The following is a 17,879-nucleotide window of genomic DNA, read 5'->3' as shown; positions in this document are numbered from 1 at the left end:
ATACCTATCAATTTATCTCTCGATTATTCTGATTAGAAGGTTAGATAAAAGAAAAACATATAACGAGATTCACTTCATAACGTGATTTTTTAGGTAGAAATCCTTGATTAAAATTGAATAAATGAGAGGATGGTTGTAATTAGAAAAAAGTTGCTTGTTTATGTTCTCTTACTTGTTGTAGTTTACTATTCTATAGAATTTGTTACTCATGGAACTCCATGGGGGAAATATTACTATAAAAAACAAACAGAGGAATACTTTAAGGAAAATTATGCAAATGAACAAGTTATAGATATAGACGTTGGGTATAGTTTTATTAGTGGAAATTATAATGCAACATTTTATATTAAATCTGGGAAAAGTATATTTATTTCTGTAAGAGACAACAAGCAATTGCAAGGATTTACTAACAATTAAAGATTATTAAAGTATTAAATTAGGTAGTGCAAGGTGCTTCAATCTTATTGGGCGTTTACTTTTTAAGGTGATAATATGATGAATAAATTTTTTGATTCAATTTTATCAAAAAAATCAGAGTGGATTATACTTTTATTTACCTGTTTTTTAGTAGTATTCATTGCTTGCTTGATATATTTTACTTTTAATGGTACACCGTGGGGAAGAATTCAATTTAAAAAACAAGCAGAGGAATACTTAAAGGAAAATTATGCAAATGAACAAGTTATAGATATAGAGGTTGGATATAGTTTTATTAGTGGAAATTATAATGCAACATTTTATATTAAATCTGGGAAAAGTATATTTATTTCTGTAAGAGACGACAAGCAATTGCAAGGTTTTAATAACGATTAAAGATTATTAAAGTATTAAATTAGGTGCATTAATCCTTTATTCTAACTCTATTAAAAAAGAAGGCGTCCTTATTAAGAGATTAAAGGTATTTTGGAAGATTATGTTTATTGCTATAATTTTATGCTCAATATATTTTATGATTGATGGCATACCATGGAAGAAATATTCATTTGGTAAAAGAGCTGAAATATATATTAGGGATGCTTATCCAAATGAGGAAAATTATAAAGATTAAAAGTTGGTACAACTTTGTAGAAATGGATTATCATTCTTCGTTTTATATAAAAACTGGTCGAGAAATAGTCGTTTCTTTAGATAAAAATAAACAACTGCAAAGTTACATGAATGAAAAAGTGAATCCGTAGGGGCTAAACAGGAAAAATTTTAAGAAATTTAAATAAATTAAAAGCTCATTGATGGTAGGTAACTGAAATATGAAAAAAATAAGAGGAATTGTACCAGTAATTTATTTGTTAATATTTTTGGCCGTAGGTGGCTATATCTACTTCATGTTAAATGGAACACCATGGGGGAAATATTACTTTAGAAAACAAGCCGAAGAATATTTGACAAAGGTTTTTCCAAATGAGGTAATTATAAAAGTAGAGGATCGGTATAGTTTTAAAGAAATGGATTATCGAACTAGGTTCTATACTAAGTCAGGAAATATAATATCGATTTATTTGGGGAATGATGGTGAAATAAAAGATTATATTAGCAAATAAAGGATTTTATCATCTTGTACCTAGTGGTGATTTACTTTTCCATAGATTTTGTGTTGAAGCATTTTATGGTGAAATAACACTTTGGAAATTATAAAAATAAACGACTACATTCCGCAGAACGTAGCCGCTTATCTCAGTCAATTCGAAAGAAAATCGTTTTAACTGCTCCTATTTATTAATCTCATCAAAAATAAAGAAACTATCAACAATACTAGACAAAATAACGGATATACAAGTATTGAACCTGTATGAAGGAAACTAATCAAAAACGTGCAAATACTAACAATGATATAGTAGCCTAAACTTAAAAATGCACCAGCTGTTCCTGCTGCTTCCCGAAACTTAACTAAGGCTAAGCTTAAACAGTTGGGTAAAGCAATACCTATACCAGCAAGGATTATGAAAATACCAGCAATATATAGTATTACTTGAATAGCTTGAGGTAATGGCAGAAGCGCAGTTGAACTGAGAAATACAGTACCTACTATAGATAACCTGATTCCATTTTTAATAGTTGTATTTGGCGATTGATTTTTTAATGCTCGACTAGATAACCAAGCCCCTAAAATGGTTGCTGTAGCAACCACACAGCCCATAAAACCATATTGACTTTGACTAAAATGAAACTTCTCGATGAATATACCAGGAGCTTCGGAATGATAACTAAACAAAATGCCATTAAATATACCGATTAGTATACCAAAGGTTAATGTATAGGGATCGACTAAAATCCGTTTACCAATTGCAAGGATTTTCTTAGTATCAAAGCTTGTATGATTAAGATGCACTGTTTCTGGTAAACTTTTTAAGCTCCAAAAGAGTAAAGCCATTCCCATTAACACCAAAGATAAAAATACAGTACGAAAACCGTAATATTGCCCAATGAAACCGCCAATTAATGGTCCGATGGCTGGTGAAAATGCTAAGACAGCTGAAATTTTTGCAAAAAGCTGGTGTCGCTCATTACCATGGTAGTTGTCTCGTAAAATCGTTTGAGTTGTAACAGAGCCAGTGCTTGCGCCAAAGGCTTGAATTAAGCGTCCAATGAAGAGCATAACAATATTGCTTGATACTAGGCAAAATAAGCACCCAAGGACATAAATAGCTACACCAAAGTTCATAGCTTTGCGGCGACCTATATAGTCTGAAATGATTCCCCAAAAGAATACACCAAGTGCAAAACCAAGAAAATAAATACTTAAGGTTGTTTGAGCTAGGTTTAACGTTACTTGATAGCTTTGAGCAATATCTGTTAAAGATGGTGTGTAAATTGTTTCGCTAATTTGTGGGAAACCAACAAGGCAGACGAGTAAAGCCAAGCTGATTTTCTTAGTTTCTATTGTTCGGATGTTTTTTTCCATAAATATTCTCCTAATGAATTATTTATATGGGGAAAAAACATCCTTTGAAGGGAAACGGTGGGATCATAATTTTTATTCTGTCATAATAAATCATGAACATCACCCCTTTCTATAAACATTAAATAAAATGGTAATGTATTTTTTGAAATAAGTCTATTAAATAGAAACAAGTCTATTAAATTAAGTGAACTTAGGAGACTAGGTGAAACAAGGAGAATATCATGAAAAGAAACTGGAAGAACATCACTACATTTCTGCTATTGATGTTGCCAAGTGTATTCATGCAATACATATTAATTAAACTTTTCCCGTATACAGGACTTGCAAGAGTTATGACTGTACCAGCAACATTTGTTATTAATTCATTATTAATTTTTGTTTGTATTACTATAACTATACGGGTATAGAATTTTAAGTATAACAGTTACATTAGTATTAAGTATTGGAATGACTATAGGTATACATCCACAGGAATCTTATCCTTCAGTTTATACTCAGAGTATTGAAGCTATAAAAGCTATTTCAGATTTTCATCAAATTACACTAGAGGATTTAGAGGTAAATGGTTATAAGGAACCTAGATATGTTGTTGCCTTATATAAATTTAAAGATCAATTACTCTCGATGGGGACATATCAACTTTATCAAAAGGAAAATGTTTATTTTTATAATTACAGTATTAATGATTTGGAAGAAATTCCATTGAAGTTAATTGGATATCATAAAGTGATATGGTGGTATCTTGGGATTGCAAATAAAGGTGGTAATTAAGATAATGCAAAGGAAAGCATCAATTATTGCATGGATTCCAATTATACTTTTCACTATTGTGATCGCATTTTTCACCTTACCCTGGTTGTTAATAGGATTAGGCGGTTTATTAGAAGACGATCCTCCAGTCCCACAAGTTACATATGCTGAATTTCCAGTACGTTTAGAATATGAAGTTAATGGGCAGAAAAAAGTAGCTACAGATACGGTTATTTGTGAGTATGATGGTGTTGGTTGGAATGAGGGTCAAGGGAAGCATCGTAAATGGAAGGATCAATTAAAGAGTGGGAACGAGTATATATTACTGGAACATATAAACGAGACAACAGCGATCTTTTTCGCTCCCGAAAGTGCAAAATATTATATGAATGACATACAAGAATATGATGGTGTTAGTACTTTGTTTCCAGATGCCTTATTATATCAGAAACAAGGTGAACCACGTGAATTTAGTATAATTAATGCCGATGAATTATTTGAAAAATACAAAATTAAGCTAATTAAACTAGAAGATAGCCCACCAATAAAAAATAGTTTTGTGGAGGAGAAATAATGGATATTCGTCAACTGCTTCCAAAAGATAAACATGACTTTGACAGTGTGAATAAGTTAAAAGAATATGATAAGGATGCCTTAAGAGAGGTTATTCCAGAATTACTTATTTGGTTACAGGATACCAATTGGCCGATTTCATTAGCAGTGAGGGATATTTTAATTCAATTTGATAAAGAATTAATTCCACATTTTAAGCAGATACTGAATTCCAACGACGGAATGTGGAAATATTGGATTTTAACCGAGTTAGTAAATAGATTGACTCCAGATGTAAGAGTCGAGTTAACACAAGAGCTTATTAGGTTATCTAACGAACCTCAACCCTATGATGTAATTGAGGAGGTTGATACGGCTGCAAAGGAATTATTATAAAAAACTGCTTGCCACGCCCTACATAATATGGTATTCTAATTGTAAATTTCAGGAATGTATAGTAACGGAAGCACCGTTCAAATATCGATCTTAATAGGTCGGTCGTTGAACGGTGCTTTTTTGCGTTCTGAGAAAGGGGAAGTGATTACGTAGCTATGATCAAAATGATACTTGCGTGTCATGACGAGCAATACATTGAGCCTTTTTTACATTACGTGCGCTTTAGTGAATATCAACTGCAAATGAGTGTAACTGCTTTTAGCCAAAAGGAGGCTTTTATGCAGTATATGGACGAGCTTAGCACAAATAGTTATGTTTTACTGGCTGAACCTGCATTTGTTGATGGACTCACTGAGCTTATAAATGTAGTTCATATTTTTTATTTAGTAGACGAGCTTATTCAGGATGAGCTTGATCGTGAGGATGCCATTCAAAGCATTTATAAATATCAGCCTTTACCCAAATTGTTAACTTCGATTATAAAAAGTGTGCCTGCAAGTAAAACCATACAAGCCAGAGGGCGAAAAATAAATTCTAATGCTACTTTATTGACCATATGTTCAGCCCAAGGAGGGGCGGGAAAAACAACAGTTGCTCTTAATTTGTGTAAGCAATTTAGTATGCAAGGGATTCGTGCCTTCTATTTAAATCTTGAAAATATATATTCAAGCCCATTACTGGAGCATGTTACTCATACAACTCATGATACTAAAGCAGCGACACAAGGATTAGGGTTATCTCGTTTACTATACGATTTAAAACGCCACGAAAAAGAACCGAATTTAGGAAAAGGTCAAACACAAGGACAAGCTGACAAAATACCATTATTAGCTTATGTGGAGCGTTCCGAGTGGATACAAGCAGATACCTTTAGTCCAGTACAAAATCGTGATGAAGTATTGCAAATGGAAGCTTACGATGTTAACGCAGTCATTGATTTTATAATGGCTAGTGGACTATATGACATCGTGCTTGCGGATGTAGAGTTTGGGGAAAATACGAGGACAACAACCTTGCTAGAACGATGTGATCAACTACTTTGGCTTATAACAGAGGATTGGAGTGGGTTTCAAAAGGCGAAATATAGTTGGTCGATATTAGACGAAGCTATAAAAGAAAAGACGTTATTAGTGCTTAACAAACATACAGGGGAAGCTACATCTGATGATTTATTAGACGAACTCACGCCTAGTTTGAAGCTGCCTTTAATCGCTGGTTGGAACGAAAAAGCTCAAGCCAAAGGAGTGTTGAACTCCCCTGATTTTCAACGAGATATTTTACGACTCTGCCAAAAGGTTTATAAGCAGGAGAACTTAGCATGAATGAAGAGCTATTTATAACGCTACGCTCTGAAATTAGATTTAGTCTTGATGTGACAGCATCGTTAGATGATGAGGGGCTTTTAAGGCACATTGAAGACCGTGTATTAGCAGATGATAGGCTCAAAAATGTCACCTCTACCGAAAAATGGCAGTGGGTTCGCCGTTTATATGATTCCTTTCGTGGTTTGGATATTTTACAGCCCTTAGTAGATGATCACAGCATTACAGAAATCATGATCAATAGCTATGATGAGATTTTTGTAGAACAGCAAGGACAAGTTATCCAATTACCGCTTAGGTTTGAGTCACAAGGAAGGCTAGAGGATATTATTCAAAGCATTGTAGCTAAAGTAAATAGAGTTGTAAATGAATCCTCACCCATCGTAGATGCAAGACTAAAAAATGGATCACGTGTCAACATCGTGTTGCCTCCAATCGCATTAAAGGGCCCCACGATGACCATTCGTAAGTTCCCTGAAAATCCAGTAACGTTACAGCAATTAATAGATTGGCAATCTTTAAGTCAAGAGGCAGCTGAGTTTTTAAAATTATTAGTGAAATGTAAATATAACATTTTTGTAAGTGGGGGTACTGGGTCAGGAAAAACGACCTTTCTCAACGCATTATCTCAATACATTCCAGCAGATGAAAGAGTGATTACGATTGAAGATTCAGCGGAATTGCAGATCAAAACAGTACCTAATCTTGTATCAATGGAAACAAGAAATGCAAATACAGAAGGCAAAGGCGAAATTACTATTCGTGAATTGATTCGCTCATCACTGCGGATGCGTCCTAACCGCATTATTGTTGGTGAGGTGCGTGGTGCGGAGGCGCTAGATATGCTACAGGCAATGAATACTGGCCATGATGGTTCGTTTTCCTCAGGGCATAGTAACAGTACTAAAGATATGCTTAGTCGTTTAGAAACGATGGTTCTGAGTGGTGCTGATTTGCCACTCCATGTGGTACGTCAGCAAATTGCATCTGCTGTAGATATTATAGTCCATTTATCTAGACTACGAGATCGTTCTCGTCGCGTTGTTGAGATTGTAGAGGTGGCAGGATTACATGAGGGGGAGGTGATTTTAAATCCACTTTACATATTTCAAGAGGAGGGAGAGCAGGTAGAGAAAATCCAAGGAAGGCTTCTAGCAACAGGTAATAATCTTATTCACCAAAATAAATTACGTATGGCAGGTATTTCAGAACATGATTTTGCTCATCTGCACATACATGGACAAGAATAAAAGAATTGATCAAGGAGAGGGGAGCTAATGCTACAATTTTCAGCTAAAAAAAGACAGTATTTTAGGCATATAAAAACCTCATCTCCATCCTCATCTTCTGCCTCAACAGCTACTGGTTTGCCTGATTATACTGTGCATACGTTAACTACAAAGCAATTTATAGGTGCTGTTTTCGTAGGCGCAATACTACTAGTAGGAGTGGGCTATATATTTTTTCACTCTATTGCGCTTAGCATGATTTTATCTATTGGAGCGTATAAAGCACCCAAGCTAGTTAGCAACTATTTTTTGGAGCGTAGAAAAAATGCGATCAGCCTGCAATTTAAGCAAGCGCTATATTCGATTTCATCGTCACTAGCGGCTGGACGGTCTGTTGAAAATGGGTTTTTGAATGCGATTGAGGATTTGCGTTTGTTATATCCTGGCGGGGACAACGACTTAATTAAAGAGTTATCTATTATATGTACAAAAATGCAATATGGACAACCGATAGAGGAGGCTTTACAGGATTTTAGTAGACGGGCAGGCAATGAGGAAATTACAAACTTTGCGGAGGTATTTACGACCTGTAAGCGCTCAGGTGGTGATCTAGTAGAAATTGTGAGAAGAACATCCACTATTATTACGGAAAAGCTGGAGATTAGTCAGGAAATAGGTGTCATGATTGCCCAAAAGCGTTTTGAGGCTAAAGCTATGATTTGTGCACCTATTGCTTTTTTAATTTTTATGAATGTTAGCTCACCCGATTATATGATACCGATGCATAGTGGAGTTGGGATTTTGATGTCCGCAATTGCCTTAATCATTTTGGGAATATGTAGCTGGTGGATGCTCAAAATAATGGATATTAAGCTGTAATCAATTAGAAGAGAGGTATCGCAGAAGGGTATGAAAGATAGGAATTAAAGAAAGGGATTAAAGATAGGTATGGGCGTTGTAGTCATTATAGTTTCAGTCTTAACGTGGGCTTATTTATACAGCCAATCTGCTAAAAAATTTAAAGAACTGCTTGAGTTAAAGATGGATGGAATTAAACTACAAAAGCTTGCTCAACCCATGCTGTTTATACTAGATAAAATCAAAATTGCTGGGCGTTTTCCACTATTTTTTTACAAGCTGCAACAGAGTATTACGAAGCTAGAGGGGCAACGTTATTCGGTTGATCTAACATTTTTATTTATAGCTGAAATGATGACCTACAGTTGGGGGATCATTACACTTGGGGCTATATTGTCTGCTGTCCAAGATGGTGATATGACCATGCTAATTATAGGCGTATTGCTTGCTATCATGCTTCCAGTTGCTCTTTATAACGACTTGTCCAAAAAAGTGATTAAGCGAGAAAGATTAATATTGCTAGAGTTACCTGAACTTTTAAATAAAATTATATTGCTCGTAGGAGCTGGATCGACGGTTCAACAAGTTATTACTCAATGTCTTATGCGTAGAGAAAATGACAGAAATCACCCACTTTATAAAGAGTTATTCCAAATGCAAAAGGATTGGGAGGCAGGATATTCCTTTCAACAAGCACTAGAGGCGTTCAGCAAGCGATGTGGTGTACAGGAGGTCTCAGTTTTTTCAACCACGCTGTTATTGAACTACCGACGAGGAGGACAAGATTTTGTTCTATCCTTAAAGGAATTATCTCATTCGTTATGGGAAAAACGGAAGGCTGTAAGCAAAACATTAGGAGAGCAAGCCTCATCCAAGCTTGTGTTCCCGATGGTGTTTATTTTTATTGCGCTCATTATTTTAATAGGATCGCCAGCATTTATGATTATGAATTTCTAACTAAATTATTGCTCTTTTATCAATCAGTACTTGACGAGTAGACGCCCGAAGCTACGATCCAGAGAGTTCTTGCGATTGTTGTTAAAATCATATTCCGTTTATTGGATTAAGTTTAGGGGTGGAATTTGATGTTTAAAGACAATCTTCAGAATCTCCCTGTCTCTTCGCTAGTGTGGGTAGATGTAAGCACTGATATCAAAATTGAACCAAATATTTACCTACAAAATTTAAGGAGTGTTTATATGTTAACAATAGCTTTTCGGAAATTAAGAGAATTTGGGTCAAATGAGCAAGGATTAGGCATGTTGGAAATGATTTTAATTATTGCCGTTATTGTTATTTTGGCGGGAATTTTCCGCACTCAACTCAAGGATATTATTAATAGTTTGCTTGGCAAGGCAAAAACAAAATCTGAGAGCTTTATGAATGATAAGTAATGTGGATTAAGGTGAAGCTTTTTCGTAATAAGGGCAATATGCGAGATATAAGAGGGAGCTTTACACTTGAGGCTTCACTTGTGTTGCCAGTTATTTTTATAGCGATTTTGCTGTTATTGTTTTTTTGCTTGTACTTGTATCAAAATGCGTTTTTGGCTCATTCGGCGGCGATTGCTGCCGATCGGGCGAGCTATGTGTGGGACAACAGCTTTCGAGATCCAAAAACAGGCGCAGTTATTTCTTCTAAAGCTGACTCATTATATTGGAGATTAACTAGTGATACGATGCTGCAAAGTATTTTTTTATTGGGGAGTAGTGGGACGAGTGGTGAAGCTGCATCAACATTACAATTACCTTCTACAGAAGCTGAAGTAAGCTCGGACAACTCCTTACCATTACAAAAGCTAAAACGTGTCGCATCACAGCTACCAACTGGTTTTAGAGGTGAGATGAGTTATCAAAATAAGTTACTTGTTCGGAAAATAGATGTTACCTTGCAACGACTAGTTTCCTTAACGCCACTAGATAAAATTATCGGTGATTCAACCCAAATAGGTTATGCAAGCTCGTATATTGTTGAGCCGGTTGAGTTTATTCGCACCGTAGAATTAGGCAGATATTATGGAGCTAAATTTAAAGCAAAGTCAACAAGTCCAATTCATGTTAAGCAAGTGGAGGCAGGGGCAGCATTACGTTTATTTGGCAAATAAAAAGCCATTTTCTTTACAGGAAGAGGGGAGTAAGAGCTATGTTTTCACGATTAAAAGCTATCTTTTCAAAGCGTTATCAAGCTGAACGTGGTGCAGTAACGATATTTTTAATTTTAATGTTTACCTGTATTTTTGCTTTTGTTGCCATCTTTATCGATTTTGCAAGAATATATGCTTTGCAATCAAAAACAGAATGGTTATCTCATGCTGCTGCTCGCTCTCTTCTTTCTGCTTATGATCCACAGCTTGCTGATCAATATGGGTTATTCGCATATGGTGAAACTAATGAAAATGACATTGTATCAAAGGTGCTTGAACAAAGCTACAAGCTTTCTAAGCGCAAAAATAGTCTCCCCCTATTAGGGGATGCTTTAGAATCCTCTACCATCGAGATGACGAGGCCCCTTGCTACATATAGCATTTTTGAAGCTCAAATTAGGGAGCAAATGAAATATAAAGCACCAATCGATTTTACGCTTGATATTATAAATGCTTTTAAACCAATGGCGGAAGTGATGAAGGAGGCTTCCCATACGGTTGATATTTTAGAGCGATTACAGAAGCTTTATGATGAACGTGAAAATCGACTAGATGAGATGATTAAATCACAAAAAAGTGGGGCTAACACGATTTCGCCATTTTCAACTTTAGTATCTGATTCATTACAAAACATTGTTACCACTTATCCTAGTTATCAGGGTTGGTTAGAGCAGGTTGCAAACTGGGAAGATCAATATCCAGCTTCTAACAATGAAAAAGAAAATGCTAGATATATGGAGAAGCTGCGAATCAAATTATCAATATCTAATTATCAAGCCAATGTAAATAGCATCTTTAACAAAATTCAGTCAGCAAAGCAAAAGGCGTTTGAAAAGCATCCTAATTTTTTAAGAGAAGCTGTTGAAAGATTAGAGGAAGCCCAATCATTAAACACACAAATGGAGCAGGTGATTAAAGAATCGGATCAAAGATCTCAGCAAGATGGATACAACACAGTAACACAGTCAGCAAGCACAAGTGGGAACGAAAAGGTTGGTGATGGGGAAGCTATTTCTAAAATTAGAGGAAAGGTTCAGTCATTACTATTACCTGAAAAATTGTTTATCGCTCTTAAGCAAGGAATCGATGAGCAAGCAGCGTTCTTTAATACTTTAAACAGCCAACTAGATATTTTGTTATCTCAACAAGAAGCCATTATTGCAGGTACGGCAGCAGCTAATCATTTTCAAAGCGTTTCTACTAATACTAATGGGCAAGTAGAGCAATATTTACGTTATTTTGTGAAAAGTAATGCAGAAAATAAAATACAACAAACTGTCCAAACACTAAACCAGCATCGTAGTCATGATAACGAAAGGAAATCGGCAGAAAAAACAGCAAAAACAAAATTGAGACAGTTCAATTCTATTCTTAAACAACTCAAATCAATAACGACTAGCTTCAAGGAGAATCAGGACAAGTTTAATGAGCTTGAAAAATACTATAAACACATTCAGGAATTTAACAACAACTTATCTTCTACAAAATCTACTGATCACAATTTAGAAACCGACCCATATCAAGAAGGTAGAAATGCAATGGGTAACATGGACTCGTTTTATGGTTCATTAGCGCAAGTGATGTCTTCTATATCTCAAAACAGCTTTGAAAGTGAGTATATTGCCAGTTATTATTCCCATTTTGATGTCACTGTATTGGAGGGGCTTTTTAAAGGAAATGGGGTGGGTCCATTACAAGCCTATAGTGATAGCTTTGCCCCTAACAAGCAGGAGATGGAATATATTTTATTTGGTTTTAATAATCCAATTGGGAATGTAGCAGCTGCCTTTGGGGAAATTTTTACACTCCGTCTTGCGATACGGACAATGGAGGGGTTAGTTAAAAGTGTAGACAAACAGCACCCATTGTTAATTTTAGCTATGGCGATTTTATATGGAATTGAACATGCATTAATGGATATTTTGACTTTATGTCATGAGGGAGAAGTGGAGGTTAGCGCCTATTTAAAGGCTAAGGTGACCTATCGGGATCATTTAAGAATACTATTGTTTTTGAATGGAAAAAGTGAATCGAGACTAGCACGAATGTTAGCCGCTATAAGAATGAATACAAGCATTGATTTAACACAGAGAGATACCTATGCCATATGTACAATGACAGCATCTATGCCTTTATGGTTTATGCCCGGCGTCATTTCTATGCTGGAATGGTCCGGAGTTATACAGGGATATGTCGAGGGAGGGCGTTATGCGGTGGTTAAACAAGCGGATTTCTACTATTAGAGATATTACAGCTATTAAAGCTATAAGAACTATTAGGAAAAAGGATAACGAACTAAAAATTACTCAGACACGAGGGAGTGTTGTGCTAGAGGCCTCCTTAGTAATGCCGATATTCATTATGTTTATATTTTTCCTAATATATATCGTACAAATGACGATAACGCTTGGGCAAATGCATACCGTATCTGCAAATGCTGCAAAATTAGTAGCTTCACATATTTATCCTATTTCTGTGGTAGTGGAAAACTTTAAGCAAAGCCCAAGCTCTAACTCTAACTTAAATCCTAGTTCAATATCTACCTCTAACATAAATACCACTTGGAGCATTCCTAAATTATCGCTCACAGAGTGGAGTACTCAATATACAAGCAAACTCCCTGAGCCACTATCAAGTTGGATGAAAAGGGCAGTAGATAAAGGAATTACTCCTTTAGAAGAAATAAAAACGCAAGTATCAGAAGCCGTGCTGGATCCGATTATTAAGCCATTATTACGCCCACTGCTAAAACACACAAGCCTATACGAACCTCGGCTACACGTTAGCTCTATTACAATTCCAGACTTAGGCAAGGGAGAACGCCCATACATAGGTATTGAACTTAGCTATGAGCTGCCTATTAAAGTCCCCTTCACCTCAACACCTATTTATTTGCAAACTAAATCAGTAGAAAGAATATGGATTGGGGACACAGGTGAAGGACGGGAGGGTGATGTTGAAGGGAGTTTAGACGATGGCTCGAAGGGCACACCTGCAACAATTTTATTAAAGCCAAAGCCTGCATACATAGGTAGAAAAGCAAAGGTTAAGGCAAAAGTAGAGCCGGGTACAACCGCAACGTTAATCATTTACTACAAAAGTGGGGTAAGTACTGCCAAATATTTAGGTGAAGCAACTGCGGATGAAAATGGTGTTCTTGAATGGGAATGGCTAGTAGGGGGAAATACAACTCCAAGCTCGCAAGGCACGTTAGTTGTTGAAACAGAAACAGGTGCACGTACAGTAGATAATTTTGATGTATCTAATAAAGAGTAAGGGGGAATTGAGGATATAATGCTCTTACAATACTGGGGCTTTTTTATACTGCTTGTTATTTCATTTATAACAGATATCAAATCTATGAAAATTCCTAACAAAATAACTGTTCCGGCAATGTGTCTAGGTGTGATTTTTCATTTTATTGTTGATGGTTTTTCAGGTGTTTGGCATGCTCTTGAAGGTGGTGCCGTTGGTTTTGGAATTATGCTGATCTTGTATTTGTGTGGCGCTGTAGGGGGTGGAGATGTAAAGCTGTTTGGTGCTATCGGAACATGGGTAGGGACATATTTAACTTTGACCACAATGATGTATTCAATATTTGTTGCGGGTCTGATCGGTATTTTAATTTTACTTTGGCGAAGAGAAGCCTTTCAACGTATTAAACGTGTTTTTGAAAGTATATTTGGTGCAATTTTGCTGAAAAGCATCGTGCCAATCCAAGCAAATGCGAAAGGACAGTTGCAGTTTCCGTTTATGTTAGCCGTATTGCCAGGTGCAATTATAGCCTTTTTATATGTATAGTTAATAGTTTGGTTACTAGGGAGGAGATAAAGTTGCCTACATTTAAAGTGGATTTTATCCGAGCAGGTGATACATTGATGGTGCTTAGTACAGAAAACGGAATAATTTCAAGTGATGTGAACCATGTTGAGCGTCAAATGTTAAGCTCTCCTATTTCAGGACTTCTTCCCATACATATTGATGAAATTAATTTTAAAGTTTCATTTCAATATGCCATTACAGGTAAAAAGATGTTATCCCAATGCTTGAAAAGCGATAAATTAAACTTGTCCCATTTTTATAGTTTGTTGCTACAAATTATTACAATATTAGAAGACAGTAAAAACTATATGCTTACACATGACAATTACATATTAGAAGAGGATTATATTTTTGTGGAAGGGTCATTATCCTGTGCCGTCTTATATTTAACCTATGTTCCACTTAACTTTCCTAAAGAAATAAAGAAAACGCAACAAAATATTCAGCAGACTATTCAGCATAAGTTTTTGTCCTTGGTCACCTCGCTACTTTCGCATGTTCAAAATATGGAGGGCAACGGGGTACAGCAATTACTTGCTTTATGCAAAGACGAAATCTTCTCTTTTCAACAATGTAAAAAGCTGTTGTTGTCTTTGTTAACTGATGAAGTGCCTGATGAGCGGCCTTTTAAAGCATATCGACCGGATAAATCAGATAAAGAAAGTCAATCGCATCAGCCCTTACAAGGAGGGTTCATAGATCAGCAGCCGCCCTTTAGATTTAGTAGTAGCGCACCCGCTCAAAATCAGAATGTAGTTGCTCCTGTCGAGTCCCCACTTTTTAATCAACAAGATCAAAGACGGATACAAGTTTCCGCTTCTTTGACTTCAAATGATGAAGAAGATAGCCAATCCCTACGGATAAAGCCGATGTATATTTTGATAGGTATAGTTATTGTAGATGCTTTATGGTGGAGGTTTGTTTATTTAAATCATCAAGGAAAAGTGAATTTATATATTAGTATAGGTGTTACTATCCTACTTGGAGTCGCGTATTGGATATTAACTAGTAAAAATATTTTCACTTCAAAAAAGGAAAATGAATTTGAACAGCAATGGAGATGGAACAACAACTCCAATGGCTCGTCAGAGAATCAAAGCTATTTAGGTTTAGTGAACGAAGCGAAGTTAAATAACAACCCTACAACTTTAAATAATAGGGAAGTTAATGAACTAACCCTAAATGACAAAAAGTTATTAGGTAACAATCCTGCTGAAAATAGCTTTTTGCAAAAAAACAACCAAAGCAATCTTCCTGTACAAAGTCCACCAACTGTTTTGTTACACCATGATAGCAATCCCACTCAGAGATATTTGGAGCGTTATGGAATTGAAGGAGGTACACCTGAAAAAATTGTGTTGGATCGTCGTCATTTCATCATTGGTAGGGACAGTAAGCTAGCGCAATACATTGAACAGGTAAGTGGGGTTTCTCGTGCACATGTAGAATTAAACTTAACTTCTGATCACTGCACACTAAAGGATCTTGGCTCAAAAAATGGCACAAAGTTAAATTCGGAGTGGATAGCGCCATATAAGGAGTACCCCATACAAGTAGGAGAAAGCTTTGTTATTGCTGGTGTCACTTTTAAATATTGTATTTCATAGCAATTTGTTGGATAACCTTGATTTGGTATAGATTTATTACTCTAATAAAGCTAAAATAAGGATTAATTTTAAATTAATTGAGTAGTAGTCGTATTCAAATTTTAGGGAGGCAATAAAATGCTAAAAATTGGTTCTCACGTTTCTTTTTCAGATAAAGGTCTTATTTCAGCGACAGCTGAAGCTACTTCTTACGGATCAAGCTCTTTTATGATCTATACTGGAGCACCCCAAAATACTCGTCGTAAGCCTATCGATTCTATGAATATAGAGCAAGGTAAATTGGACATGCAGGCAGCAAACATTGAAGAAATTGTTGTACATGCACCTTATATTATTAATCTAGGTTCTTATAAGGAAAACACGTATGAGCTTGCTGTTGAATTTTTGCAGGAGGAAATCCGCCGTACACATGCGATAGGCGTTAAAAATATCGTGCTTCACCCTGGGGCATTTACAGATAAAGATGCTGAATATGGCATTAATCGAATTGCAGAAGGTTTAAATGAAGTTTTAAATGGTGTGAAGGAAACAGATGTAAATATTGCATTAGAAACGATGGCGGGAAAAGGAACGGAAATGGGTAGAAGCTTTGAGGAGCTTGCTTCTATTATTGATAAAGTGGAGCGTAATGATCGCTTAACAGTTTGTATGGATACCTGTCATATTCATGATGCAGGTTATGATATTGTTAACGATTTAGATGGCGTGCTACAGAAGTTTGATTCTTTAGTTGGTTTAGATCGAATTGCGGTTGTTCATATTAATGATAGTAAAAACCCGTTAGGCGCAGGGAAAGACCGCCATACTCCAATTGGTTCAGGTTATATCGGTTATGACACGATTCATAATGTAGTTCACCATCCACTCCTTCAAGGTAGACCGTTTATTTTAGAAACACCTTGGATCGGTAAAAATGCAAAAACACAACGTCCGATGTATGAAATTGAAATTGCGTTATTGCGTGGTGACGTTGCTGGTCGCTTTGGCGAAGGCTTTTTAGGTGAGGTTGAGTTATTGGGACAATTTTACAAGAAGCAAGACATTGACCCTAAATCCTATGTGCTAGATGTTTGGAATGTGTTAAAAAATGATGCAAAAGCTAAAAAATTAGATCCACGTGAGCCATTAGAAAGACTTTTTGATCTAATCACAGAAGCTAATCTTTTCACAAATCATTCTGAAGAGGAAATAAATAAGCTAATTATTGCTTGGTTAGCTCAAGCTTGATATAAGAATTTAACGTGCAGAGTTTAAAAATAAGTAATTAATTAGAATCATGTTATGGGGGAAGAGATAATTTCATGAGTATTCATAAAAAAGGGCACAGTACTAAAACAACACATGAAAATCGCGCTAGAATGTTAATTTCATGTCCAGATGGTCCAGGGATCGTAGCTACTATTTCTCAATTTCTACATCAGCATGGTGCTAATATCGTGCAATCAGATCAATATACGATTGATCCTGAGGGCGGAATGTTTTTTATGAGAATAGAGTTTGATTTATTAGGATTAGAGCAAAAAATTGATATGCTTAAACAGGATTTTGCCAGCATTGCTGATTCTTTTCAAATGGAATGGAGCATTCACCAGCTAAGCAATAAGAAGAAAATTGCGATTTTTGTATCAAAAGAGGATCATTGTCTTGTAGAGCTTTTATGGCAATGGCAAGCAGGTGATTTGGATGCGGACATTACAATGGTTGTAAGTAATCATCCCGATATGAAAGAATACGTAGAATCCTTTGGTATCCCTTATCATCACATCCCAGTTACAGCAGATTCAAAGGCAGAAGCTGAGCAAAAGCAACTAGAGGTTGTTAATGGTAAAGTTGATTTAATTGTTTTGGCAAGATATATGCAAATTGTTTCTCCTGCTTTAATTGCGCCTTATCGCAATCGGATTATTAACATCCATCATTCCTTTTTACCGGCATTTGTCGGTGGAAAACCTTACGCTCAGGCTTATGAGCGTGGTGTGAAGATTATTGGTGCGACTGCACACTATGTCACTGAAGAGCTAGATGGCGGTCCAATTATTGAACAAGATATTCAACGTGTAAGCCACCGCGACGATGTTAATGAACTAAAACGTATTGGTAGAACGATTGAACGTGTTGTTTTGGCTCGCGCTGTAAAATGGCATATTGATGATGCAATTCTTGTTCATCAAAATAAAACGGTAGTTTTTAATTAGACTAAATTGGTTCTATTTAGAAATAAGTACTTGACTACGATAGGAGTCCGGAAGCTACGATCCAGAGCGTTCTTGCGATTGTGCAGGGAGTAGATATTGGCGAATT

The 17,879-nt window shown here is 36.0% G+C and carries 20 protein-coding genes; 19 read left to right on the top strand and 1 reads right to left on the bottom strand.

The window, feature by feature from the left end; genetic code table 11:
* Positions 1-129 precede the first annotated feature (129 nt).
* The 4 genes from J2Z32_RS00330 to J2Z32_RS00315 all read left to right on the top strand — a co-directional run bounded on the left by J2Z32_RS00330 (position 130) and on the right by J2Z32_RS00315 (position 1,538).
* Positions 130-417 (top strand): hypothetical protein, encoded by a 288-nt coding sequence (locus J2Z32_RS00330; protein ID WP_210087164.1) that lies wholly within the window; start codon positions 130-132, stop codon positions 415-417.
* 78 nt (positions 418-495) lie between these two features.
* Entirely contained in the window at positions 496-813 is a 318-nt protein-coding gene (locus J2Z32_RS00325) for a YfjL-like protein (protein ID WP_210087163.1), read from the top strand.
* Between the two features lie 170 nt (positions 814-983).
* Complete coding sequence (locus tag J2Z32_RS00320) at positions 984-1,178, top strand: hypothetical protein (protein ID WP_210087162.1); 195 nt, start codon at positions 984-986, stop codon at positions 1,176-1,178.
* A gap of 69 nt (positions 1,179-1,247) precedes the next feature.
* Complete coding sequence (locus tag J2Z32_RS00315; RefSeq protein WP_210087161.1) at positions 1,248-1,538, top strand: YfjL-like protein; 291 nt, start codon at positions 1,248-1,250, stop codon at positions 1,536-1,538.
* Positions 1,539-1,696: 158 nt separating this feature from the next.
* On the opposite strand, the gene J2Z32_RS00310 is transcribed toward J2Z32_RS00315, so the two are convergent.
* Positions 1,697-2,899 carry a multidrug effflux MFS transporter gene (locus tag J2Z32_RS00310; RefSeq protein WP_210087160.1) on the bottom strand — a complete coding sequence of 401 codons (1,203 nt, stop codon included), beginning with the start codon at positions 2,897-2,899 and terminating at the stop codon, positions 1,697-1,699.
* A gap of 447 nt (positions 2,900-3,346) precedes the next feature.
* Here J2Z32_RS00310 and J2Z32_RS00305 point away from each other — a divergent pair, with 447 nt between their 5' ends.
* From J2Z32_RS00305 to purU, 15 genes are all read left to right on the top strand, one after another.
* Positions 3,347-3,670 carry a hypothetical protein gene (locus tag J2Z32_RS00305; protein WP_210087159.1) on the top strand — a complete coding sequence of 108 codons (324 nt, stop codon included), beginning with the start codon at positions 3,347-3,349 and terminating at the stop codon, positions 3,668-3,670.
* Positions 3,671-3,674: 4 nt separating this feature from the next.
* Positions 3,675-4,223, top strand: coding sequence for a hypothetical protein (locus J2Z32_RS00300; RefSeq protein ID WP_245251011.1), 549 nt, complete (start codon positions 3,675-3,677; stop codon positions 4,221-4,223).
* Positions 4,223-4,597: a DUF5071 domain-containing protein gene (locus J2Z32_RS00295; RefSeq protein WP_210087158.1), complete on the top strand. Its 375-nt coding sequence runs from the start codon at positions 4,223-4,225 to the stop codon at positions 4,595-4,597. Before J2Z32_RS00300 ends, J2Z32_RS00295 begins: the two co-directional genes overlap by 1 nt.
* Positions 4,598-4,752: 155 nt before the next feature.
* Positions 4,753-5,919 (top strand): P-loop NTPase family protein, encoded by a 1,167-nt coding sequence (locus J2Z32_RS00290; protein WP_210087157.1) that lies wholly within the window; start codon positions 4,753-4,755, stop codon positions 5,917-5,919.
* Positions 5,916-7,169 carry a TadA family conjugal transfer-associated ATPase gene (locus tag J2Z32_RS00285; protein WP_210087156.1) on the top strand — a complete coding sequence of 418 codons (1,254 nt, stop codon included), beginning with the start codon at positions 5,916-5,918 and terminating at the stop codon, positions 7,167-7,169. The genes J2Z32_RS00290 and J2Z32_RS00285 overlap by 4 nt, the downstream gene beginning before the upstream one ends.
* Before the next feature lie 27 nt (positions 7,170-7,196).
* Positions 7,197-8,027, top strand: a complete 831-nt coding sequence (locus tag J2Z32_RS00280) for a type II secretion system F family protein (RefSeq protein WP_210087155.1) — start codon at positions 7,197-7,199, stop codon at positions 8,025-8,027.
* 69 nt (positions 8,028-8,096) lie between these two features.
* Positions 8,097-8,963 (top strand): type II secretion system F family protein, encoded by an 867-nt coding sequence (locus tag J2Z32_RS00275; protein ID WP_210087154.1) that lies wholly within the window; start codon positions 8,097-8,099, stop codon positions 8,961-8,963.
* A 128-nt stretch (positions 8,964-9,091) separates the two neighbouring features.
* On the top strand, positions 9,092-9,400 hold the full coding sequence (locus tag J2Z32_RS22610) for a Flp1 family type IVb pilin (protein ID WP_342453891.1): 309 nt from the start codon (positions 9,092-9,094) through the stop codon (positions 9,398-9,400).
* Positions 9,401-9,438: 38 nt separating this feature from the next.
* Complete coding sequence (locus J2Z32_RS00265; RefSeq protein WP_210087153.1) at positions 9,439-10,110, top strand: TadE/TadG family type IV pilus assembly protein; 672 nt, start codon at positions 9,439-9,441, stop codon at positions 10,108-10,110.
* Between the two features lie 38 nt (positions 10,111-10,148).
* Positions 10,149-12,392, top strand: a complete 2,244-nt coding sequence (locus J2Z32_RS00260; RefSeq protein WP_210087152.1) for a hypothetical protein — start codon at positions 10,149-10,151, stop codon at positions 12,390-12,392.
* Complete coding sequence (locus tag J2Z32_RS00255) at positions 12,358-13,425, top strand: pilus assembly protein (protein ID WP_245251010.1); 1,068 nt, start codon at positions 12,358-12,360, stop codon at positions 13,423-13,425. Before J2Z32_RS00260 ends, J2Z32_RS00255 begins: the two co-directional genes overlap by 35 nt.
* An 18-nt stretch (positions 13,426-13,443) precedes the next feature.
* Entirely contained in the window at positions 13,444-13,950 is a 507-nt protein-coding gene (locus tag J2Z32_RS00250) for an A24 family peptidase (RefSeq protein WP_210087151.1), read from the top strand.
* Between the two features lie 32 nt (positions 13,951-13,982).
* Positions 13,983-15,578, top strand: coding sequence for a DUF6382 and FHA domain-containing protein (locus J2Z32_RS00245; protein WP_210087150.1), 1,596 nt, complete (start codon positions 13,983-13,985; stop codon positions 15,576-15,578).
* 117 nt (positions 15,579-15,695) lie between these two features.
* Positions 15,696-16,805, top strand: coding sequence for a deoxyribonuclease IV (locus J2Z32_RS00240; protein ID WP_210087149.1), 1,110 nt, complete (start codon positions 15,696-15,698; stop codon positions 16,803-16,805).
* 74 nt (positions 16,806-16,879) lie between these two features.
* Positions 16,880-17,773, top strand: coding sequence for a formyltetrahydrofolate deformylase (purU, locus tag J2Z32_RS00235; protein WP_210087148.1), 894 nt, complete (start codon positions 16,880-16,882; stop codon positions 17,771-17,773).
* Positions 17,774-17,879 lie beyond the last annotated feature (106 nt).

It is taken from the genome of Paenibacillus turicensis (genome assembly GCF_017873435.1).
In the GTDB taxonomy this organism is placed as follows: domain Bacteria; phylum Bacillota; class Bacilli; order Paenibacillales; family Paenibacillaceae; genus Fontibacillus; species Fontibacillus turicensis.
This window is presented reverse-complemented; position numbering and strand designations above follow the sequence as displayed.